This window comes from Cytophaga hutchinsonii ATCC 33406, assembly GCF_000014145.1.
GTDB lineage: Bacteria > Bacteroidota > Bacteroidia > Cytophagales > Cytophagaceae > Cytophaga > Cytophaga hutchinsonii.
The window spans coordinates 2,676,256-2,697,670 of record NC_008255.1; the positions used below are offsets into that span (position 1 = coordinate 2,676,256).

Here is a 21,415-nt window from a genome sequence, read left to right on the forward strand (position 1 = left end):
GAAGAACTGTTTTTTTTATGACTGATTTAATTTTGATGCAACGAAGAAATACATGGATGCTTTCATAAAACGGGCAAAAGCTTCATCAGGTTTACCATCCACCTGCGCATACAACGGATTGCTTACATACAATTCCCCCAGCCCTTTATATGTATTGTACTGTGCATCTTCCGTTCCGGCTGTTCCCCAGAACATACGTATTATCTTATAATGCTCCGCAATCAGTTCCTGCACCTGTACACTTTCAGGATTCTCTTTCCGTTGTGCCGCTAGTTTTGTATACAAATCTGCAAAGTCTTTTTTTAACTGTACGAAGGCAGACTTACCCAGTTGTTTCAGGCTGTTTTCTGAGCGCTGCAATGTATCTGCTCCATACGCATCTGAAATATGTGTGCGATAGCTTTCAGTCTTTTCCGTTGAAAGGCCCGCATATAATTCTTTATCGGTTAACATAATCTTTCCTTTTAGTTTCAGAATTGTTTTATCAATGGTTGTAAGCAGCTGTGAGATCCTGTCTGCTCTGGATTGCATCAAAATCCGATGACTTTCCAGCGCATCGATTGTATTAAAATCCGGATCATCCATAATCGCTGCAATTTTTTGAAGTGAAAAATCAAGCTCTTTATAAAACAAAATCTGCTGAAGCCGTATCAACTCTGGCTCCCCATACATACGGTACCTGGCCTCTGTACGTACGGATGGTTTAAGCAATCCGATCTTATCATAATGGTGCAGCGTACGGATGCTGACACCGGAAATCTGAGCAAGTTTTTTAACTGAATAGTGTATCATTTTCCTGCAAGAATAGAATGCTGCAAATGTACACCTTTACGTAAGGGTAGAGTCAAGAAAAATCTGAAAAATATTTTTTACTGTTCAGAAGCAGCGCATTCCATGGTGTACATTCAGTTAACACCCTTATAAAAAACGGCAGTATTCATCCAATCTGCATTATTTTTTAATACTGAATGTAAATACCGAGCCGGAACCAACCTTAGAATCCACACGGATAAATCCACCAAGCTTTCCGACTAAATTTTTAACGGTAGACAAACCAATACCTGTTCCGGAATTATTGAAGCGATCTTTTGTACCTAATGTACTGAATGTTTCAAATATTTTATCGAACTGAGCTTTATCAATCCCCTGGCCGTTATCAGAAATGGCCCATTCATAATAATCGTTCCGGGCAGTTACGCTTATTTCAATACGCACATGGTCTTTATCATTGTATTTAATGGCATTGGTAATCAGGTTAATTACGATCTGCTTTAAGGCAACTTCATTTGTTACGATTAGTTCCACGTCGGATTGATGGGTAATTGTATGTTCTTTACGCGGATCAATCAAGGCTATTGTATCTTCCAGAAAAGCAGTTACCTGAATATTTTTTTTATTCAGTGTATCAATATTAATATCCATGTAATGTGCAATGATACCATCAATCAGTGATTTCAGTCGAACCGATGTATTAAGCAAATGCTCAATCACTTCTGCTTCGTACGTATCTATCTTTCCAGACAGACTCTTTTTTAAAATGCCTGCCAGCGAAATAATATTCCGCAGCGGTGATTTTATATCGTGTGAAATCACATATCCGAATTGTTCCAGATCTTTATTTCGATTGCGTATTTCCTGCTGAGTTTCTATAAGCAGACGGTTTGCTTTCCGTAGTTCAAAAAGCTTTACAACCTGATTGGATAATGCACGCAGCGAGTTCAGCTGCATTTCATTCAGTTCCCGTGGTGTATTATCAATTACGCAAATGGTACCAAGCGCATAACCGTCTTCATTCACAAGCGGTACACCCGCATAAAACACTACATTCGGATCTCCTGTCACATAAGGATTATCTGAAAAACGGTTATCTTCTCTTGAATCCGTTACATTCAATATATCATCCGGCTTATTCAGCGCGTGTGCACAAAAAGCATAATCCCGGTGTGTTTCCGTATCATTAATACCTATTTTGGATTTAAACCATTGCCTTTCTGCATCAATCAGGGTAATCATGGAAATCGGTGTCTGACAGATTTCTGAAGCAATTTTTGTTATATCTTCAAAATCCTTTTCAGGTAAGGTATCCAGAATAGAATAGGCTCTCAATGCCTCCAGGCGCTGTGCTTCATTAGCGGGAATTGCTGCAATCTCCATAGTATCGTATACATTTACTCGGTTGTATATGCTGGTTATTCATGTACTGACTGACATGTTTTTTATGCATGCATTCAGTTAAACGCGATTGCTTAATTTACAAATAACTAAAATTATACGCTTAAAAATAGCTGTAATTATATAAAACAATTAAAATATTATTTCTGTACGGACTTTCCAAAGCCTGTTGATTTTAAGAAAGCATCTGTTACTTCTACCTGTGCTTTTCTTCCTTTTTTTATTGCCCGCTCTCTTCTTTTTTCAGAAGATCCTATGCGGTATTCATTCATACGGTTGATGCATGCAGAAAGATACGGTAAAAATTTAAAGCAGGTGGAAGGTAATGCCATGCGCCTGCAGGCATGACGGCCAAGGTAATAATAATTAAAACCCAGGTAGATTCTGACAAGCAGCTTCTTCTGCCAGTTCTTTTCAGGAAAAGTTGCTGTAAGCGGTGCATGCATCAATGCATGTGCCAGTGCTATTGTATCGGCATCTGCAGGTGGTTGTGTCATTGTCCATTTATAGAGTGTCTGAATAGCCTGCTCTTCTGTATCGGGCAACAGCTGATGCGGGATACCGAGCAGGTATCCGATATATTTCCATAAATGAAAAATGCCGCTTACCTCTTGTGACGATGGTCTGAATCCCTGCATATACAATCCTTCCAGAAAAACCAGTGAAAAACCAAGATAGGTGGCTACCATATCACCATGATTCACAGGAATGCCCCATTGTTCATCGCTCCATCCGGGCGACTTACGTGTGTAATGACGAGCCATTGCATGGATAATGCGTACACGTATGGCTGCATTAAAACCTACAGCCGCAGGTTTCATGGCATCCGTGCCTGTTACATCTACCCAAAAGGCGAGCGTATCGGAAAGACGCTTCGCAGGACCTGCTTTTAAGGCTCCTGTAAAGATCAGGGGTTTGTTGATGGCAGCAGATTCATATCCGCCCATAAGCGAATAGTTACGCAGGGTAACCAGACTGAAAAGGCCAGCGCGCTGACAGCATGCTGCTCCTGCCTGTAACAGCTTTTCGTCTACCCAGGCAGGAACATTTAATGAGCCAGTGTATAATGTCCGTAACGAATCCGGCATCTCCGGCACGGCATCCGGACCGTGTTCCAATAATGCATGCAGAATGGCGTGGCCTTTCTTATGACCCAATCCTTCAAACAGATCAACGACTACCTGATCTGCCTGCGTATCACAGCTCATATAAAGCGTATTGAAATTTGTTATATCTGCTGCTGTTGGAAGAACAGATATTTTCTTCAGCATATTTTTACCTGCGGGTTCTTTCCAGTGCTGTGAAAAACCCGGAGAAGGATATTGAATTCTGGTCAATGACATCATACGAAAGATACTAAATTATCAGGTTCGATTCAGTTGTATGTTTTGAGAATTTAAGAAACAGTGCGCAGCTTTGTACAGGTGTGCCTGCTACTTTTTATACATCTTTGAATCCACAACATTAAATGTATACGCAACCATCAGATAGCTCCATACGGCAGGCTTGGTTACATCTTGTGTTTTAGGTAAATAGTTCATCGCGGCAGCATATGTAAACAGTGAAAAACCGTAATTAATTTCTACATTTTTTACGGGAAAATATTTTAATGAAAGATCATTTTCAAATCCAAGGTATCGGTTTACTGCTTGTCGCGATTCATCCAGCAATGGATATTGTGTAAAGAAAACATGCACATCTGAACGGATAGATAATTTTTTATTAACAGGAACGGTAACAAAAAAATACGGATTTACTAAGCCCTTTCCTCCTGCATCCGCAGGGAAACGCGTAAACATATTCAAATTCCCATTGAACTTCCAGGTTACACCATATAGTACATCAAAATTTCCGGAATGACCCGCCGATTGCTGTGAATCACTTGTGCCGCTCAGCACTTCAATCCCAAAACGCAGGATCGCTTTTTTCAGTGTAAGTTTAATTTCAGGTTGTATATAATAAGCAAACAGTTTTTTTCCGAACGGATACTGTCCGAATTGCAGGTAGCCATTCAGCGTGTAATACCATTTATTATATGTCAGTTCAATTCTTCCGCCAATGTTGGCGCGTGAATAGGTATGCGTGGATTTTACATCTTCAAATACATCAACTGAATGAATGGTATTAAAAGAAAAATGTCTGCCGGATTTATAATTCAGATAATACATGAATAAATATTTGTACCGGTGTGATCCGACAGGAGAATACATGGATTCAAAGTAATCAGTATACTTCCTTGTAAATAAAAAAAAAATTGCTGTTGAAATACGTTTTGAATCTTTCATTACCCGTATCCCTTCATGCGACCTGCCTTGTTGTGCCCAGGGAGCATCAGAAAAAATCCTTCCGTTATCAAGTAAAACTCCTTGCCTTCCAATCCGGAAATTAACGGATCTGAATCTACTTTCCAGATACAGCTGGTAAAAATTAACACTGCCGGCTTTTGATATTTTCCCTCCTTCATTCCACACATGAATTTCCTGAATATCCGCTTTCAGTATCCACTTCTTTCTTGCATACAGCATCGATACCCGGTTTCGTTGGGTAATGTATGTATCAGGTGAAATCGTATCCGCAGGCGGGAGGGTATAATTATACCTGTATTCCAAACGTGGCCTGATCTCTGCCTGCAGTAAAAAATGCCGTACCAGGCTATCTGCAGGGTGTGCGTACAGTGCATGGATGCATAAACAGAAAGAAAGAAAAAGAAAAGAGATGCGGATATACGTTTTCGCTATCACATTAAATAGAAGATATTCACGGATTTTTTCTGCTTTATGAAACTGCAGCGCATGTCTATATACGCCGCAGACAATCGATATCAGCACACAAATATAGCGCTTAACGGATAGGTATTAGTGGCATGATTCCATTTTTTGTATGCAGGACTATTCGTGTCAATGCAACGTGCTGTCAATCTTCAATTGCTTCAATGCCTTGCTGCCTAAGCTGCTCCAAATGATTTCTCATTGCATTCAGCTGTTCGGGAGCATGCCCCTCCCATTCTGTTATTTCACCAACAACTTTAAATGGGTGTAATGAGCGGTAAGACTTTGTTGGATTTCCAGGGAATTTTTTATCTGTTAAATTCGGATCATCTTCAATCTGTCCGGTTGGTTCTACAATGTAAATGCGTTCACGTGCATCGCCCGCCGCAAGTTCAGCGCCCCAGATAGCGGCATCCAGCGTGGCCGTAAGGTAAATATATTTCGCCTGTTTTTTTTTACCGTAGTTTGAATGAAAGCCAATTTCAATCAGGTCACCTGTTTTGAGGTCGGCTTTTGTACCATGATAAAATAGCTGTTTGGTATCTATAGAAGAAGCGTTAAGAGGGTTGTTTGTTTCCATTGTTCCTGCCGTTTGTGTTATTTTTTATCCATTCTGTAATACGCAGCACAGCTACTCCGGGCCCGTTTCTTTGGTCAGCATATCAAGGTGTTTCAGTAAGGTTGGAATTCTGAAGTCACCGGACATACTTCTGATAAGCGCTGCCGCCTTGTCTACATCTATCCCAACAGAGGTTATATAAAGCGGCTTTTCACTTTCTCCGCGCAGCAGCACACGTTTATTTTTCTCTATAGTTGCAAAATTGTTTTTAGCAACACCTATAATGGGTATGGTGCCTTGAAGGTATGCATTTAAATGCGCACCCAGGCCCGGCTTATTGTTATCATCTAACACGACAAACCCGTCTACCACGATTGCTTCTGCCTGCCGGTATGGTATTTTTTCCAATAAACTTATGATACACGGCAATTCTCTTTTATAAAATTCACCTGGTGTATAGTCTTCTATATCTTCCCGTATTTCAGTGTAGACGGTAAAATTGTCTGAAGCGGTCCAGCGATCAAAGGCCAGACAAACAGTCTTTGCTTTGTTATCGAAATAATACGTATCAAACGCTAATAGCATAGAAGCGATTGTTATTTAAGAGGTATTCAGAGATAGCAATATATGAAATTCATATCTGTAAAATTATTTCCCTCATGGAAATCAATAAATTTTCTTTCAGTTATATGGCATATATCTCAATAATATATGTTACGCATCTTTTTAGCCTTATTACAATACGAACATTAAAAAAAATATTCACGATCTATACCAGGCAGGTATAAATCGTGAACAATTTTTACATGTATTGCTGTATTTTTTTATTTATCAATATGATATAATTTTCCTCCGTCAGTAATTGCGTACAAGGCACCATCAGGAGCCTGTGTTATATCTCTGAATCGTTGATTTTCATTTTCCAGCAATCGTTCTTCAGCAACAACAACATTATTTTCAATAACCAGCCGTACAATGTGCTGTCCGCTCAGTGCACCGATAAATAAATTATTCTGCCATTCCGGAATGCGGCTGCCTTTATAAAATACCATCCCGCTTGGTGATACCACCGGGTCCCAGTAATACACAGGCTGCTGCATGCCGCTCTTTTGCTGAATAGCATCGCCTATGGCTTCTCCGGTATATTCAATCCCATAGGTAATTACCGGCCATCCGTAATTATTACCTGGCAGTATGCGGTTGATTTCATCTCCGCCGCGCGGACCATGTTCTCCCTGCCACAATTCGCCTGTTTGCGGATGAATGGCTAATCCCTGCGGGTTTCTATGCCCGATGCTGTATAGTTCAGGCAATGCACCCGTACCGCTGAATACAGGGTTACCGGATGCCGGCTGACCGTTTGTTGTAATGCGGATCACCTTTCCAAGGCTGCTGGATACAGATTGTGCCAAGGGACGTGTTTGTAATACGGAACGTTCACCGATGCTTACAAACAAATTTCCGGAAGCGTCAAAAACAATCCGTGATCCGTAATGCAGATCACTGCTGTTAGGTGTATTTGAACGGTAAATAACTTCATCGGATTCTATTGCCGTTTCATCGTTGCTTAATCTGCCTTTTGCAACAGCTGTGATATTTCCTCCGGAAACGGCTTCTGAGAATGTCCAATACACCATGCGGTTGGTTGCAAACTGCGGATCAATGCATACACCCAGCAAGCCGCCCTGGCGGGATGGATTAACAGCAGGAATACCGGACAGTGCATTACCGATTACGCCTTCTTCGCTAACAATGCGCATCTTGCCGGCTTTTTCCGTTACCAGCAAGCGACCGTCGGGAAGCACGGCAATGCCCCAAGGAGAAGCAAGTCCGGACGTAATAACGGTTGCTTTAAAAGCACTGGTGGTTTGTGTACTTCCGATACGCGTCTGTCCGCTAAACGCAGGAGGATATGTTGTGTTGGCGGCTTGTGTTTCAACAGGCGGGCCGGTAGCAATGATTCGTGTAACCGGGCTCGCTGTATCCTCTTTCTTTTTAGAACAACTGTCCAGCGCTGCAATACTGATGCAGGCCAGCAGAAGTAAAACGGTGTTTCTTTTCATAGTGGCTGTAGAATGTTCGTATACTTAACATACCATTTATTTCTGAGATTATCAATACATATGTGCAGTAATGCCGGCAGTGCGGGATACTGTGTTACAATGCACTTATGTCCGTTGCCAGTACAGATAAATCCGTGTGGAAAGTATGTCCGCCGCTGCTGATTTCGCGGAACGCAGCGCGGGAAAGTTTTTTTCTATACTGTTCAAGATGTGAAAAAGGAACCTCTTCATCGTCGCGGCACTGATAGAAAAAAAACGGCACATCCTTTGGCAACGTATCCGAAAAATGCTCCTTGAGTTTTAATCCTGTTTTCCATTCTTCCTTCCCTTCCCAGAAAGGAGCTGCAAGAAGAAATACACCTGCGATTTTTTTATTTTTTACTACATATTCAGAAAGGTATTTCAGCAGCATCGATGCACCTAAGGAGTGTGCAGCCAGAATAATTTCATCGTCTGTTTTCGAAAGTAATGTTCCGATTTGCTGCGGCCAGCCAAAATCAGGAGCTGTCTCGTCTGACGAAAGTTCCGGGTACTGAATCGCGTAGTCCTTTCCCAGGGCTTGCTGTAAAGAAGCAACCAGATGTTTATCTGCTTCATAACCGCCTTCGCCGCCACCCTGAATAAACAGTATATTTTTTTTCATAGGTCAGCTTGTTGTTGAATGTTCCATAAATCCCCCGGTATCATTCAGAAAATACTTATGCCGTAGATTATTTTAATACGCCTTTCGCTTTTATCAATCCGGGAGTGATTGCTGAATCAGTCTGCAGATACGTTGACTGGTATTTAGCCCGCTGCTTCTTTCTGACAGAAAACCTATTACCGTGCGGCAGCGGCCAATGTTAACACAAGGCCCCTCTGCTGCCGGTAAGTTAAAATTCGCACACAGATTTCGGCGATTTATAATCACTACACTTTTTTATGCACCGGCAGTCCCCGTCTTTACTTCTCCCGCACGCTTGTAACTGGCAATAATTACACCTTTTGATGTAACAACAGAATCTATTAATGTCAAAGCTGCAGGAACTGCACCATCATCAAATAGTTTTTTTCCTTTGCCCAGCAGCAGCGGATGAATTTTAAGTTTAAGTTCGTCTACCAGATCATTGGACAACAGCAGGTGAATAAGTTCACTGCTGCCCCATACCTGAATGTCTGCACCGTTTGTATTTTTAAGCGTTCTGATAGCTGCAACGTGTTTAAGGAATACGGTATGCTGCCAATCGGATTTTTCCCGCGTATTTGACAACACATACTTTACACCGGAATTAATTCCCGGCCAGGAGTCTGCATGCTGCGGCCAGTATTTTTCCCAGATCTCAAACGTTTTTCTGCCCAGCAGATAATCCGCAGGCTGCAGTTCTTTTTTTACCACAGCATTATATTCATCATCACCAAATGGTGCTACCCAGCCGCCATAACTGAAACCATTTGAAGTGTCTTCTTCAGGTGCGCCCGGGCCCTGTATTACACCGTCTAGTGTGAGCATTGATAAAACAATTATTTTCCGCATAGTCACAGGGTTTTAGTTGCATACTTAATTTCGTAAAAAATACGGTAACAATTACGTACGAATGCGACAAATACAGCGGCGGAATGCGAAAAATGCGTACAGGCGCATACTCCGTTTAAAATCAACAGCAGTAACAGACAGATCCTGCCGGATACTGTTTGCTGCATGTAAAGGCTGTTCAGCTAAACACAGGCAGATTCCTTACATCAAAAAAAATATCAGCTACGCAGGATCTTCTCCATCTTGCGGCCCTTTGCAAGTTCATCCACCAGCTTATCCAGGTAGCGTACCTGCTGCGTTAAGGGGTTTTCGATTTCTTCAATGCGGTACCCGCAGATCATTCCCGTAATGAGCGACGCATTGGGATGCAGGGTAGCCTGCTTAAAAAATGTTTCAAACGTAACCTTATCCGCAATCAGTTTTGCCTGCTTTTTTGTATCAAAACCTGTCAGCCATTCAATCACAGCATCCAGCTCTTCTTTTGTACGTCCCTTCTTTTCTACCTTTGCAAGGTACATCGGATAAACAGACGCAAAGGTCATGTTTGCCATGCGTTGGTTGTGTGTATCGGAAGTATTCATATGTAGTATCGTACCGGTTATCTGTCCATCCAATGCTGAATGTATACGCATTGATTTGTTCAGGTAAGATACAGCGTTATTCTAAAACACGCAAATTACACGTATCCGAAAAAGTAATGCGCCTGTTCAGATTTTAAGCAGCTATTCTGAATGTATAATTGAACTATCCGGGAGTTATCATGCCGAATTCAGACAGCGCTGTATAATCGCTTTATTGCTGTTTTGATTTCAGCTTTATAATTTTTCTGATCAATGCCAGAGGCAAAGGTTTGTTGTGCGGAAAATGCAGGGAGTCTTTTGTATTTTTTGCTTTGTATAAAGAAACTTCATCCTCAATTTCAGGCAACCCATACACCGGATAAAAACCAATGTGTTTTTTGTACGCTGCAAAATATAAATGATGCGTACCTGCTTTATAGGCGGGCATGTTATAGCGGATGCTTTCTTCTGTATCGGGCAGCGTCTCAAAAAAAAGTTTACGTAAAACCAGTAATCGTTGTTGAATCTCAGGTTCAAATTGCTGTATGTATGTTTCTACCTTGTTCATGGTGCTTTAACAGTTGTTCCATATAATAAAGATGGCGAATACAAACGGCTTTACAGCGGTGCAAAAATGACAATCTCACAAGCGGAATCCGACAAAAAAACAGTATTGAAACAAGTACGTATATAGCATACTGAATTCTATGTTCAATACACAATTCTATTTTTTATTTCTGCTGATTACTTCAATCAGCATAACGCAGGCGGAATTAATTAATAAAGACAACTTTCTGTCTGTATGAATCGTCCTGAAATAGGTTGACAGATTTTAATACTAATCCCAGTTATCAAAAGTAACTGGGATTTTTGTTTAATGCACCATTTCTGGCGTTTTCATTTTTAATGATAAATGAGGTCTTACGTTATTATATAATTGTATTGCTTGCTCAGTAAGCTCTTTTGCTACTTGTCTGGTTATTATTTTTTGACCTAATCCAAATTCTTCTTTGAGCGTTCTATTCATCCTTTCAGCTAACGCATTTTCATAAGGGTCAGATTGTTCGGTCATACTTATGCTTACTCCATTGCTATTTGACAATGCTACATATTCTTTACTGCAATACTGAAGCCCTCTGTCAGAATGATGAATCAATTTTGAATCAGGATACTTTCTATTTTTCAATCCCATTTCAAACGCTTTTATCATGGATTCTGTATCCATAGAGTCTGCTATAGAGTAGCCCATTATTTTTCTGCTGTAGGCATCAGTGACCATATTTAAATAGCAGTTTCCTTCATCTGTTTTTATGTATGTGATGTCACTAACCCATACCTGCTCAGGTCTATGTATGATGAGCCCTTTCACTATATTGGGATATTTCCTGAGCCAATGCTTAGACATCGTTGTTTGAATATATCTGCGCCTGGGCTTAATAAGCATATCATAAAACCTTAATATTGAGAAGAGTTTATCCCGGCCAACTTTGAGTTCTGCCTGATCAATAAACGGCTTTATAATATGGTAAGTCTTTTTTCCTCCTAATCTAGGAAGCTGCTTTCTTTGTGTATCTACCAGTTGTTTGATAGCCTTTCTTCTGTCAATGAGTATCAACTCCTGCTTGAGCATTTTGTATAAATACTGACGACTATAACCTAACGTTGAAGCTATACCTTTTACTGTGATAAATCTTCTTTGTTCCCCTTCTCTTTGAAAGCGGCTTCTGAGAGGGGCAAATACTTTTTTCTGATTTCTGTATCAAACAGCTCATCTGCTATGTCAATAGCGGCATTGAGAATTTCTTTCTCGGCTTCCAGGCGTTTTAGTTTACGCTCCAGTTCTTTGATTTGCTTATTGGGGGCCTTCTTTTTCATCTGGTCAGATTCTTTCCAATCCAATCTACCATGTTTTCGTAACCAAGTCAATACGGTACTTCTTCCCTGGATACCATATTTCAATTGTGCCTGCTTGTAGGTTAAGTCCCCTTTTTCTACTTCATCTACTAATTGTAGTTTAAAGGCTAAACTGTAATCTTTTTGAGTCCGCTTTACATAAACTCTTTTTCCTGTCTTTTCCATAAGTTTGACTATTTTGTGTCAACTTATTTCAGGACGATACAGTATGGAAAAAATAAAAGGTGCCTGCATGAATATGCAGGCACCTTTTATTTTTGTTTTTTTCTGATTCAATTATATGTTCGCTGTACTTTTTTGTTTTTGCTGCAAAGAAATAACTGCTTAGCTATTGAACACGACTGAAATCTATTATTCCTGACACGGATGCAAAACCTATTTGCCGGATTTTTTCTTGTCTTTGCGGTCTTCGTTTGCACCGATGCCGTAACCGACACCTGAACCAACGCCGCCACCTACAATACCGCCAACTACAGCGCCTTTGCCTTTATCTTTGCTCACTGCCGCGCCTGTTGCCGCGCCGCTTACAATACCGACACCGGTTCCGATCAAGGCTCCTTTTGTAGTCTTGCTCATGCCTTTTCTTTCCGGTTCACCAGTAGTATTATTAACTTCATTGTTAGTTGTTGATGCAGGAGAAGCAGTGCTTGAATGCTGATGACGCGCATTCACCTCTGCCATAGAATCTATGGCTCTCTGACGAATGGCATTCTCCCGGTTTGCAGCCTCACGGCCACGCTCTTCTGCTTTTTGTGTATTGTTGCAGGCAACACAGGCCAGCACGCTGAAGATGATCAGATATGTTTTCATACTATTTATTTTATTTAGTGGAACCGAAATATGTCTTTTAGATTATACTGCTAAGTTCTGCAGGAAAAGTGGTGCAAGGCTTACACGTTTTCTAAAAAAAGCTACATGATTCACATGTGCAACATTGACCAAGTCTATATCAGTAGCCTTCTGTTGTAGAATCTTATCATATAACGAAAAATGACTCATCATGCCCCCAGCGTGGGGTTGAACAATCACTCGCGCCAGTCTTCAGACTGGTGTGTATCATTGAGCAGTCTTTGACTGCTCTTCCTTAGGTTACTTATTACTATCCGGTTAAAAAGTTACACAAATTGTTTCTTAACTCAATCTGTCTTTGGTGTTCTGTGTGCCACAGACCACGGTGAAATGGGCTTATTGGCAAGGCACTAATACGCATAACGGTTATCATGCAATTTGTGGCGGTATTTATTAAGAAATTTAAAGGAACAGAGTAGACAAATTACTGTGGAAATTCATATCCTTTTTTACCATCAGAATTCCACAGGAATTTGGCGGAGTGTGAAAGAGCACAATTATTTCCTGACAAACGAAACGCTATAAATTGTTGTTATGTGCTACCTTTTGAGTCACCACATTAAGTAAGTTGTAAGTGCTTTACCACTTTCTAATACCTTTAATTGTATCGTTTACTTTATGGAAAATATCTTCTGCTGAAAGTTCAGACTTTAGATTTAATAAATAAGATTTTGGATTTTCTTTTAGTTCAAGTTTTTCTTTCCTTACAGAATTTGCGGCTGAAACCAATCCGAATAAAACCCCACCTGCTGCAACAAAAGGTTTTGCATCATTTGGAACATATTCTGAAAATGATGCAAAAGTTGTTGGAAGCGAAATGCTTAAAAATTTACTTACAGTTTTAATCTTATGTGTATTATATAATTCCTCTAAATTCTTTGTGTCTTTTAGAATAATTTTTGAGTGTTGATTTAATGCATCTTTTAAAGCACTTCCGTTATCAAGACCTATAATAGAGTTAGACAAATTTGATATTTCATTAAAGAACGCCATTCTTTCATCATCATATTTTCTACGAATGTCTAGTATTTTTTCTAGCGGAACATCATTTATATTTTTTGGAACAACTGTTTCTATTAGCAGGTTACCTAATTTATATTCGAACTGATTATTGTAGTCAGAATTAATAGTAGATTCAAAATAAAGTGAAGCCGAAAAAGATTGTTCTACATCTGTAACAATTGGCAACGATTTGTTTTTTGAAATGCTTTTGGCAAAATAGGTCATGTATAATAAACCAATTTCGTTATCAATTTTCACCCAGTCTTCCCATTCATTTTGCCCAGGAACTGCTATACCTATTTCAAATAAATACTCTTTCAGTCTAGGCTCCATTTTTTCAACGTGAATGTATGTTCCACTTGTCTGCACCATATCTGAAAAAAACCTTCTTCTGTCTTGATAGTCTCTAGTATAATTTCTTCTGTGCCGTTCTCTTCCAAAAAATCGGTCATTGAAAAAATTATCTGACTCAAGTATAGGTTGTAATTCTCTACTAAATTCTTGAAAGGCACCTGATGTATCCCAACGTTTAGGTATATAATCCTTTATAAATCCAGATTCATATTTAATTTTAATAATGTCTTCTCCGTCTGCAGGCTCAACAGATTGAGGAACTATTCGTGAAATATTATCCCAAAAAAGTAAAGCATGCTTAATCCAATTTTTATTGGTCAAATTAATGTGTGGGTAATAAAGTGCGTGTCCAAAGCTCATATCTTTATTGTTTTGGTTGTATCGTCTATTTAAGGTTGCACATAACTGGTGGATACACGCACCCAAGTGTATGTATATTTCATTTGTTTTTAGATTATCCGTCTCAATAAATAAAAGGATATGTGCGTTTATAATCGGTCTCCGAATTTTGAATTATAAAAAGTCAAAGACATTATTATAAATGATTCAAAAATTAGCTGATCCAAGTCCTCCCCTATTTACACAAAATCATACTTATAAAAAATAATTACACCGGAATAGTTATAAAATAATAGTTAAAACATACATTACAAATAACTCATTATAATACCTTTGTAAATATTTTAAATAAAAACACAGTTTCAAAGGTGATATCAATCATGAAAAATAGTTTCAAAACTTTTCAACAGGTAAAACAAAAAGCGCCCCGCAACATGCAGGACGCTTTTCCATAATAAGTTGAACACAAGTTACTACCCTTTCACCGTGGTCTGTGGCACACCCACCACCAACTGGCGTATGGGGTTTATAATTATTTTTACTGTATGACATTTATTTCGACACGATTAAAAGTTTACACAAATTGTTTCTCAACTCAATCTGCCTTTGGTGTTCTGTGCGCCACAGACCACGGTGAAGGTAGCAATAGCAGTAATTATCCGGCTTACTATTCCGTTGGCATTTTCGAAAGATCCATATAGAACACTTCCCAGGTATGGCCGTCAAAATCTTCGATCGTACGTTGCTGCATAAAACCATAATCGCGGATCTCGTGCGGCTCGATGCCACCGGCTTTCAGACCATTGGCTACGATCGTGTTTAATTCATCTACACTATCTACAGATAAAGAGAACAATCCGGCCAGCTTCGATTTCGTATCGGCAATCGGTTTGGTCGCAAAGCCAGCAAACTTTTCGTGCGACAGCAGCATGACATAAATATTTTCGCTCCAGACCATGCACTTGCCGGCGTTGTCTGAGAATTGCGGGTTGTTTGTAAAGCCCAGCGCCGTGTAAAAGTCCATGGACTTTTGAAGGTCCTTTACAGGTAAATTGATAAAAATCTGTTTTGCCATTTTTTTAAATAGTTAGATGTTAAATGTTTTTTTATTAATCTGCCACTGGCGCCATATTGTGTAGTCCGCCGCGGCGGATTGACTACTTATATGCTTCTGATTTGCCCTGTGTCTGCAAAAACAGCTTCCCGCCCAGCCATGCGCTTGGTAAGGACATAACAATGATGGTAATGTTATAGAACGGAATAGCCATATCCCACATGGCCACTGTACCCACGATGCTTAAGACCGTACCGATAACACCAATGATAAGCGCGTGTTTCATCGGTTTGCCGGGTGCCAGCCTGGCTGCCAGATAACAGCCCAGCACATTGAACACAAAGCGGTATCCGATCACCAGTAACAGGATGGCGGGAGAACTTTGTTTGAAGTGTTGCATCGACATCATGCCGGTTTTTTCCATGATAAAATCTGCGGCCATAGAGAGCGCCGCACCTGTTATAAAACCCGCGAGGATCGCGCCGATGCTTTTTAATGTTGTCTTGTTCATGTGCGGTGGTGTTACGTTTTTCCACTTCGTTTTTTTGTGGTCTGTGTGCCACAGACCATGGTTAGAACTGTTGCGATTACTTCGCTGCCGGGTTAAAGTCGATCATCCATTCAATGCCGTATTTGTCCCGGAACATGCCGAAGTACGAACCCCAGGGGCTGTCATCCATAGGTACTTCAACACTGCCGCCTGCGGAAAGTATGTTGAAGATTTTGTCGGCTTCTTCGCGGCTCTCTGCTACGACAGCTATTTTAGATCTGTTTTCCTGCTCATTTACTTTGCCCAGAAAAGACGGCACATCATTACCTATTAAGACGTTGCTGCCGATCGGCAAAGCAATGTGCATGATCTTCTCGGCATCCTCTGCCGCCACCGGGTTTTCAGCGCTTGCAATATCCTTCATGCGTACAATCTGTTTGAATGTGCCGCCAAATGCGGATTTGTAAAAGGTAAAGGCTTCTTCTGCATTACCGTTGAAATTAATACTCGGATTTATCTGTGCCATAATGAATGAATATGTTTTAAAGGTTGTTGTTGTTGTTGTTAGTTACGATACAAATATCGGAAACAGAAAGGATTTCGCAGAGGTGCAAATAAGACAATGTAAGAGGCCGGATGCGACAGGTTAAAGAATGAAAACAGTGTCTGTTTCCCATGCTGCCGATGCTCTCCGGAATCTGTATCCGCCTCAGCAAGCTGCTCCGGTAAAAACGTCTGACGCATTCAGCTTGGGTTAGGATGTGCAGTGCACGGTAAACACCAGTCCGGCAGCTTCATCCCTCCTGCAGCAATGCCACAGTCTTCGCATCCCGTTTCCCGGCATAAAACACATCCAGCACTTGTTTAAAAACCGGATGCGCGTGTTCCTGTAACGAAAATAAAGTCATCGAAGCATGCAGCTTTAAGCTGTCAACGGTGCCGAAGATCTCAACCGCAGATGTCGCTGGATGATGTAGTAAAATGGTGCTGATCTCCACCAGGCGCTTCCCCAAAACGGGATGCGCCTGGTAGCGCGTCGCTTCCTCCAGATCATGGATCGCGTAATACCGCGCCGTTTCACTATGCCCCAGGCCTTGTATCTGCGGAAAGATAAACCACATCCAGTGGCTGGTTTTTCTTCCCTTCTTAATCTCTGCCTGCGCTTGGGCATAAACGCCTTCCTGTGCCTTGAGGAATCTGGATAGAGAATCTTTTGTTTCCATAACAATATAACAAGGTATTCATGCAAATGTAATGTGTATTATATTGCTGATACATAGCTGCACATCGCGATGCACGGATCAGCGCTTCAGTAATCCAAACACCGTGGTTTGTAGATACAGACTACGTGTTTGCTGGTTTATCTCCTTAAATATAAGATACAAAAAAACAGTCGTATACGAAATTTTGAAAAATCAGTCTGTCAGAGTTGTTTTATGTCAGATACGACCGCCATTGTGTCTTTTCAGCTGGAAATAATAAATAATTTTCTACATCAATTATGTATACCAAATTGAATTAAATTCGTTAACATTAAATAATAATTGGCACAAATCTTGAAATACACGTATTATAATATAAAAAGCCATGAAAAATATAGCCTTACCCATTCTAGCATTCTTGGTTGCAGGTTTTTCTTACGGACAAATTGCAGACCAGAATCCTAATTATCAGTCCAGTTTAGATCTTTACACTAAAAAACTTCTGGATTCCGGGAATACTACCATGTCTACAACCGTGCAACACACCTACAAAGCAATAGATGAATGGCAGGATAAAAAGGACCGTAAAATAGAAAATAACAGGTTAGCAAGAGAATACAGGCAACAAAGACGGTTAGCAAGAATAAACAGACCAAATTATTATTATCCTTATACTCCCCGTGTTTATGGATATAACAACTATGGATATAACAACCCGGGCTTTGGATATAGAAATAGTTATGGTTACAACGGTTATGGTTACGGGAATGGATTTGGCTACGGGAACGGTTTCGGTTATGGAAATGGATACTATACTTCCTCTGCTTATTACAGACCTTACGCATATCCAGTAAATTTCGGAGTGGGTGCGTCTGTGAGAATCGGCAGAAATATTTGGATTGGATTTTAAAAAAATAAAGAAATGATTAAAAAGATATTCTGGGTATCGATAACAGCTCTGATAGTATGTACCTCTGGTTGTAAAAGAACCGTAGCAAGAGTAGAACCTGACAAACAGATTGATTTAAGCGGCAGATGGAATGATGTAGATTCTAAGTTAACGGCAGAAGCCATGACACAACAGGCACTTGGAGAAATCTGGTTAGAAAACTTTGTAAAAAACAATGATGGGAAGCAACCAGTAGTTATTATTGGGATGGTTACAAATAAAAGCCACGAACACATAGAGGCAGAAACGTTTATCAAAGATTTAGAGAAATCATTTATAAAATCTCAACGTGTAAGACTTGTTCAGGCTGGCGATAAAAGAGAAGAACTAAGAAAAGAACGTGCAGATCAGCAAACGAATGCTTCTGTATCTACTATGAAAAAGTTCGGTTTAGAGATTGGTGCAGACTTTATTATGCAAGGTTCAATTAATTCTATTGTAGATGCGTACAAAAAAGATAAAGTTGTTTATTATCAAATTGATCTGGAACTGACAAACTTACAGACAAACGAAGTAGTCTGGATTGGAGATAAAAAAATAAAGAAAGTAGTTAAAAACTAAAATAATCCTTGACGTTAATAAGGCTGCTCTTTTTTTAATTAAAGAGCAGCCTTATTTGTTATACACCTTATGACACGATTCAACTGTAGAATGAAATTGACAATCAGGAGCTTCGCTTTCGTGTTTCTTTCTTTGCTATTTTCTGAATGCCGAACGTACTACCAGATAAATTTAGATTACAATAGTCAGCTTCAGGCGCACAATTATTTACAGGCAGAAAAATCGTTAGACAAACTTAAGTTACTGCATAAGCAACGTAATGAGTTATTATTAGTTTTAGAAAAAGGAAAAGTTGCCCATCTTCAAAAAAACTACGCAGAAAGTAATGTTTATTTTAATAAAGCGGATCTTTTAATAGAAGATTACAATAAAGCGGCAAAAGATTATGTGGTATCAGCCACTATAAATGCTCAGCTCAGCTTTTACAAGCCGGAAGAGTTTGAAAAAGTGCTCATTCATTATTACAAAGCGCTGAATTATATTTATTTAAGCAATTATGAAGATGCGTTGGTAGAAGCCAAAAGAATAAACCTGAAACTGCAGCAGCTTGACGACAAATATAAGGTAGACAGGAACAGGTACAGCAAAGATGCGTTTGCACATATTCTGATGGGATTAATTTATGAAGCCAGCTCAGACATTGGAAACGCTTTTATAGCTTACAGAAATGCGCTTGAAATTTATCAGGCGAATGGAGATGTGTACATGAATGTACCTATACCCAATCAGCTAAAAAAAGACGTTATACGCTGTGCTTCCTTAAATGGATTTACAGACATCCAAAATAACTATGAGAAAGAATTTGGGATGAAATTTAATAAACAGGATGTACCTGCCAAAGAATTGGTTTTGTTCTGGGAGAATGGTCTGTCGCCGGTAAAAGAAGAATGGAGTGTTAATTTTACTGTATTACCTGGCCAGACCGGATTTGTAACTATTGTTAATACCGATCTGGGAATAAGTATCCCTTTTCAATTAAATAATTCAAACACTGTTTCTGTATCTGATTTTAAAATGATCAGACTGGCACTTCCTAAATATACAGACAGACAATCTTTATATAAGGATATAACGGTACATGCAGGAAGTAAAAACTATAAGACAGAATTAATAGAGGATGTAAATACAATTGCAAGACAAACGCTGAAAGATAGATTTGCCAGTGAGGTTACTGCTGCTGTTTCCAGATTATTAGTAAAACAAGCCGCAGAAATGGCTCTACGGAAAGAAAATAAAGAGTTGGGTGCAGTGTTAAGTGTTGTAAACAGCAGTACTGAAAAAGCAGATACAAGACAATGGCAATCGCTGCCAGATCAAATCTCTTATGCAAGAATTCCGATTGAAAACGAGATCCGGATATCTGCTACGATCATCTCCATTAACGGACAAACCAGGAATGAAGAATTTGACTTGCCTAAAAATAACAATCCACTCTCTTTTATGAATATCTATAACATGGAATCTACACTGCGCTAGATTTTATTTAAATTAAAAATCATAACACAAACTTTTTCTACCAAGCCTTGGCCGGTGCTCCAGGACCTCCAATGTTTCTTAATGGTCTAACCGTGGTCTGTGGCACACAGAACCCACTGATGTTATTCGTAATTACTCATCCTCTCCAGTTACTGCATACCTGCCTGTAACGCATAATGCTTATTAATAATTGCATGTAATAACCATGCGTCCCCATGTTATTCTTCTATTAGTTCTTTCTTAACTCAATCCGCCTTTGGTGTTCTGTGTGTCACAGACCACGGTGAAAAAATCATAACACAAACTTTTTCTCCCACGCCTTGGCCGGTGCTCCAGGACCTCCGATGTTTCTTAATGGTCTAACCGTGGTCTGTGGCACACAGAACACACTGATGTTATTCGTAATTACTCATCCTCTCCAGTTACTGCATACCTGCCTGTAACGCATAATGCTTATTAATAATTGCATGTAATAACCATGCGTCCCATGTTATTCTTCTATTAGTTCTTTCTTAACTCAATCCGCCTTTGGTGTTCTGTGTGTCACAGACCAAGGTGAAAGTAAATTAAAAATCATAACACAAACTTTTTTTCCCACGCCTTGGCCGGTGCTCCAGGACCTCCAATGTTTCTTAATGGTCTAACCGTGGTCTGTGGCACACAGAACACACTGATGTTATTCGTAATTACTCATCCTCTCCAGTTACTGCATACCTGCCTGTAACGCATAATGCTTATTAATAATTGCATGTAATAACCATGCGTCCCATGTTATTCTTCTATTAGTTCTTTCTTAACTCAATCCGCCTTTGGTGTTCTGTGTGTCACAGACCACGGTGAAAGTATTGCTGAATATTTCTTGGGTCACCGACCAATCTCAACACAAGTCATATGTGTAATGGATAAAGAAATTAAAAAATTAAAAAGATCACTTCTTTATCTTTTTGCCATCATACATTATCTCCTGCTTTATCAACACGCCGTTTTTATCATATATTTTTACTTCACCTTCCTGTACACCCTTACCATTAAAATATTGTTCTAAGGCAAGTATTCCATCGGAGAAATACTCTCTGGAAAGCCCATAGTCGTCATCATTTTTAAATGTACCAACGCGCTTAACCGATCCATCCGGATAATTATATACATAAGGTCCTTCTAATTTCCCATCTACTAAAAAATACGATTTATCTATCGCTCCTTGTTCGGTGTATGTTACACATTGTCCATGGGGCACGCCATTCTTATAGTACTGGCATCCCTGAATTTTTCCGCTGGGATAATAGCTGATCTGTTTGCCTACAGCTACATATAATGGACGCCCACGTTCATCAACACGTGGATAATAGAATCCCTCAAGTTTTTTATTGCCATTCGGATAATAGTCAATAAGCTCAATGGAATCTTCTGCAAGGCATGCATCAATGGGATTTGCAAAGCTATAGAAACACAAACTCACAGAACAGATAATTGTTAGAAGAATTCCACGCATATGTATATTTTTTATAGCGAATATATGTTTTTTAAGTAAAGATCGCACCGTGACGTTTAGATATTACGAACTGTTCTATTAGCATGAAAAGATGATAA

General features: G+C 39.7%; 23 protein-coding genes. 3 read left to right on the forward strand and 20 right to left on the reverse strand.

Annotated elements, in window-relative coordinates:
• Positions 1-15: 15 nt before the first annotated feature.
• The 19 genes from CHU_RS11260 to CHU_RS11350 form a co-directional block, all read right to left on the reverse strand.
• A complete protein-coding gene (locus tag CHU_RS11260; RefSeq protein ID WP_011585686.1) occupies positions 16-792 on the reverse strand; it encodes a MerR family transcriptional regulator in 777 nt (258 codons plus the stop codon).
• A gap of 159 nt (positions 793-951) precedes the next feature.
• Positions 952-2,154 carry a sensor histidine kinase gene (locus CHU_RS11265; protein ID WP_011585687.1) on the reverse strand — a complete coding sequence of 401 codons (1,203 nt, stop codon included), beginning with the start codon at positions 2,152-2,154 and terminating at the stop codon, positions 952-954.
• Positions 2,155-2,312: 158 nt separating this feature from the next.
• Entirely contained in the window at positions 2,313-3,515 is a 1,203-nt protein-coding gene (locus tag CHU_RS11270; protein WP_041932723.1) for an oxygenase MpaB family protein, read from the reverse strand.
• A gap of 90 nt (positions 3,516-3,605) precedes the next feature.
• On the reverse strand, positions 3,606-5,000 hold the full coding sequence (locus CHU_RS11275; RefSeq protein WP_049755540.1) for a hypothetical protein: 1,395 nt from the start codon (positions 4,998-5,000) through the stop codon (positions 3,606-3,608).
• 85 nt (positions 5,001-5,085) lie between these two features.
• Entirely contained in the window at positions 5,086-5,520 is a 435-nt protein-coding gene (arr, locus tag CHU_RS11280) for an NAD(+)--rifampin ADP-ribosyltransferase (protein WP_011585690.1), read from the reverse strand.
• Positions 5,521-5,571: 51 nt separating this feature from the next.
• A complete protein-coding gene (locus CHU_RS11285) occupies positions 5,572-6,084 on the reverse strand; it encodes an endonuclease V (RefSeq protein WP_011585691.1) in 513 nt (170 codons plus the stop codon).
• Positions 6,085-6,323: 239 nt separating this feature from the next.
• A complete protein-coding gene (locus CHU_RS11290) occupies positions 6,324-7,562 on the reverse strand; it encodes a PQQ-dependent sugar dehydrogenase (RefSeq protein ID WP_011585692.1) in 1,239 nt (412 codons plus the stop codon).
• 94 nt (positions 7,563-7,656) lie between these two features.
• Positions 7,657-8,205 carry an alpha/beta hydrolase gene (locus CHU_RS11295; protein ID WP_011585693.1) on the reverse strand — a complete coding sequence of 183 codons (549 nt, stop codon included), beginning with the start codon at positions 8,203-8,205 and terminating at the stop codon, positions 7,657-7,659.
• A gap of 276 nt (positions 8,206-8,481) precedes the next feature.
• Positions 8,482-9,075, reverse strand: coding sequence for a dihydrofolate reductase family protein (locus CHU_RS11300; protein ID WP_041932350.1), 594 nt, complete (start codon positions 9,073-9,075; stop codon positions 8,482-8,484).
• 218 nt (positions 9,076-9,293) lie between these two features.
• Positions 9,294-9,656 (reverse strand): DUF2200 domain-containing protein, encoded by a 363-nt coding sequence (locus CHU_RS11305; protein WP_011585696.1) that lies wholly within the window; start codon positions 9,654-9,656, stop codon positions 9,294-9,296.
• Between the two features lie 211 nt (positions 9,657-9,867).
• Entirely contained in the window at positions 9,868-10,203 is a 336-nt protein-coding gene (locus CHU_RS11310) for an iron chaperone (RefSeq protein WP_011585697.1), read from the reverse strand.
• A 306-nt stretch (positions 10,204-10,509) separates the two neighbouring features.
• On the reverse strand, positions 10,510-11,322 hold the full coding sequence (locus tag CHU_RS11315; RefSeq protein ID WP_148206040.1) for an IS3 family transposase: 813 nt from the start codon (positions 11,320-11,322) through the stop codon (positions 10,510-10,512).
• The gene (locus CHU_RS19865) at positions 11,313-11,714 is read right to left on the reverse strand and encodes an IS3 family transposase (protein ID WP_011585551.1); all 402 of its coding nucleotides are present in this window, start codon (positions 11,712-11,714) and stop codon (positions 11,313-11,315) included. Before CHU_RS19865 ends, CHU_RS11315 begins: the two co-directional genes overlap by 10 nt.
• Before the next feature lie 210 nt (positions 11,715-11,924).
• Positions 11,925-12,359 carry a hypothetical protein gene (locus CHU_RS11325; RefSeq protein ID WP_011585698.1) on the reverse strand — a complete coding sequence of 145 codons (435 nt, stop codon included), beginning with the start codon at positions 12,357-12,359 and terminating at the stop codon, positions 11,925-11,927.
• A gap of 618 nt (positions 12,360-12,977) precedes the next feature.
• The gene (locus CHU_RS11330) at positions 12,978-14,114 is read right to left on the reverse strand and encodes a DUF6236 family protein (RefSeq protein WP_041932351.1); all 1,137 of its coding nucleotides are present in this window, start codon (positions 14,112-14,114) and stop codon (positions 12,978-12,980) included.
• Between the two features lie 646 nt (positions 14,115-14,760).
• Entirely contained in the window at positions 14,761-15,168 is a 408-nt protein-coding gene (locus CHU_RS11335) for a VOC family protein (RefSeq protein WP_011585700.1), read from the reverse strand.
• A gap of 82 nt (positions 15,169-15,250) precedes the next feature.
• Positions 15,251-15,658, reverse strand: a complete 408-nt coding sequence (locus CHU_RS11340) for a hypothetical protein (protein ID WP_011585701.1) — start codon at positions 15,656-15,658, stop codon at positions 15,251-15,253.
• A gap of 76 nt (positions 15,659-15,734) precedes the next feature.
• The gene (locus CHU_RS11345) at positions 15,735-16,163 is read right to left on the reverse strand and encodes a VOC family protein (protein ID WP_011585702.1); all 429 of its coding nucleotides are present in this window, start codon (positions 16,161-16,163) and stop codon (positions 15,735-15,737) included.
• Positions 16,164-16,431: 268 nt separating this feature from the next.
• Positions 16,432-16,860 (reverse strand): DUF1810 domain-containing protein, encoded by a 429-nt coding sequence (locus tag CHU_RS11350; protein WP_011585703.1) that lies wholly within the window; start codon positions 16,858-16,860, stop codon positions 16,432-16,434.
• 364 nt (positions 16,861-17,224) lie between these two features.
• Here CHU_RS11350 and CHU_RS18920 point away from each other — a divergent pair, with 364 nt between their 5' ends.
• The 3 genes from CHU_RS18920 to CHU_RS11365 all read left to right on the forward strand — a co-directional run bounded on the left by CHU_RS18920 (position 17,225) and on the right by CHU_RS11365 (position 19,825).
• Positions 17,225-17,749 (forward strand): hypothetical protein, encoded by a 525-nt coding sequence (locus CHU_RS18920; protein ID WP_011585704.1) that lies wholly within the window; start codon positions 17,225-17,227, stop codon positions 17,747-17,749.
• Between the two features lie 12 nt (positions 17,750-17,761).
• Positions 17,762-18,349, forward strand: coding sequence for a penicillin-binding protein activator LpoB (locus CHU_RS11360; RefSeq protein WP_011585705.1), 588 nt, complete (start codon positions 17,762-17,764; stop codon positions 18,347-18,349).
• A gap of 90 nt (positions 18,350-18,439) precedes the next feature.
• A complete protein-coding gene (locus CHU_RS11365; RefSeq protein WP_011585706.1) occupies positions 18,440-19,825 on the forward strand; it encodes a COG3014 family protein in 1,386 nt (461 codons plus the stop codon).
• Positions 19,826-20,753: 928 nt separating this feature from the next.
• On the opposite strand, the gene CHU_RS11370 is transcribed toward CHU_RS11365, so the two are convergent.
• Positions 20,754-21,317: a toxin-antitoxin system YwqK family antitoxin gene (locus CHU_RS11370; protein WP_041932352.1), complete on the reverse strand. Its 564-nt coding sequence runs from the start codon at positions 21,315-21,317 to the stop codon at positions 20,754-20,756.
• Positions 21,318-21,415 lie beyond the last annotated feature (98 nt).

Coding starts and splice junctions, on each gene's coding strand:
- CHU_RS11360 (WP_011585705.1), top strand. CDS start 17,762: ATGATTAAAAAGATATTCTGGGTATCGATAACAGCTCTGATAGTATGT.
- CHU_RS11270 (WP_041932723.1), bottom strand. CDS start 3,515: ATGTCATTGACCAGAATTCAATATCCTTCTCCGGGTTTTTCACAGCAC.
- CHU_RS11310 (WP_011585697.1), bottom strand. CDS start 10,203: ATGAACAAGGTAGAAACATACATACAGCAATTTGAACCTGAGATTCAA.
- CHU_RS11340 (WP_011585701.1), bottom strand. CDS start 15,658: ATGAACAAGACAACATTAAAAAGCATCGGCGCGATCCTCGCGGGTTTT.
- CHU_RS11295 (WP_011585693.1), bottom strand. CDS start 8,205: ATGAAAAAAAATATACTGTTTATTCAGGGTGGCGGCGAAGGCGGTTAT.
- CHU_RS11290 (WP_011585692.1), bottom strand. CDS start 7,562: ATGAAAAGAAACACCGTTTTACTTCTGCTGGCCTGCATCAGTATTGCA.
- CHU_RS11300 (WP_041932350.1), bottom strand. CDS start 9,075: ATGCGGAAAATAATTGTTTTATCAATGCTCACACTAGACGGTGTAATA.
- CHU_RS11345 (WP_011585702.1), bottom strand. CDS start 16,163: ATGGCACAGATAAATCCGAGTATTAATTTCAACGGTAATGCAGAAGAA.
- CHU_RS11335 (WP_011585700.1), bottom strand. CDS start 15,168: ATGGCAAAACAGATTTTTATCAATTTACCTGTAAAGGACCTTCAAAAG.
- CHU_RS19865 (WP_011585551.1), bottom strand. CDS start 11,714: ATGGAAAAGACAGGAAAAAGAGTTTATGTAAAGCGGACTCAAAAAGAT.
- CHU_RS11350 (WP_011585703.1), bottom strand. CDS start 16,860: ATGGAAACAAAAGATTCTCTATCCAGATTCCTCAAGGCACAGGAAGGC.
- CHU_RS11260 (WP_011585686.1), bottom strand. CDS start 792: ATGATACACTATTCAGTTAAAAAACTTGCTCAGATTTCCGGTGTCAGC.
- CHU_RS11330 (WP_041932351.1), bottom strand. CDS start 14,114: ATGAGCTTTGGACACGCACTTTATTACCCACACATTAATTTGACCAAT.
- arr (WP_011585690.1), bottom strand. CDS start 5,520: ATGGAAACAAACAACCCTCTTAACGCTTCTTCTATAGATACCAAACAG.
- CHU_RS11265 (WP_011585687.1), bottom strand. CDS start 2,154: ATGGAGATTGCAGCAATTCCCGCTAATGAAGCACAGCGCCTGGAGGCA.
- CHU_RS11325 (WP_011585698.1), bottom strand. CDS start 12,359: ATGAAAACATATCTGATCATCTTCAGCGTGCTGGCCTGTGTTGCCTGC.
- CHU_RS11365 (WP_011585706.1), top strand. CDS start 18,440: ATGAAATTGACAATCAGGAGCTTCGCTTTCGTGTTTCTTTCTTTGCTA.
- CHU_RS18920 (WP_011585704.1), top strand. CDS start 17,225: ATGAAAAATATAGCCTTACCCATTCTAGCATTCTTGGTTGCAGGTTTT.
- CHU_RS11285 (WP_011585691.1), bottom strand. CDS start 6,084: ATGCTATTAGCGTTTGATACGTATTATTTCGATAACAAAGCAAAGACT.
- CHU_RS11370 (WP_041932352.1), bottom strand. CDS start 21,317: ATGCGTGGAATTCTTCTAACAATTATCTGTTCTGTGAGTTTGTGTTTC.
- CHU_RS11305 (WP_011585696.1), bottom strand. CDS start 9,656: ATGAATACTTCCGATACACACAACCAACGCATGGCAAACATGACCTTT.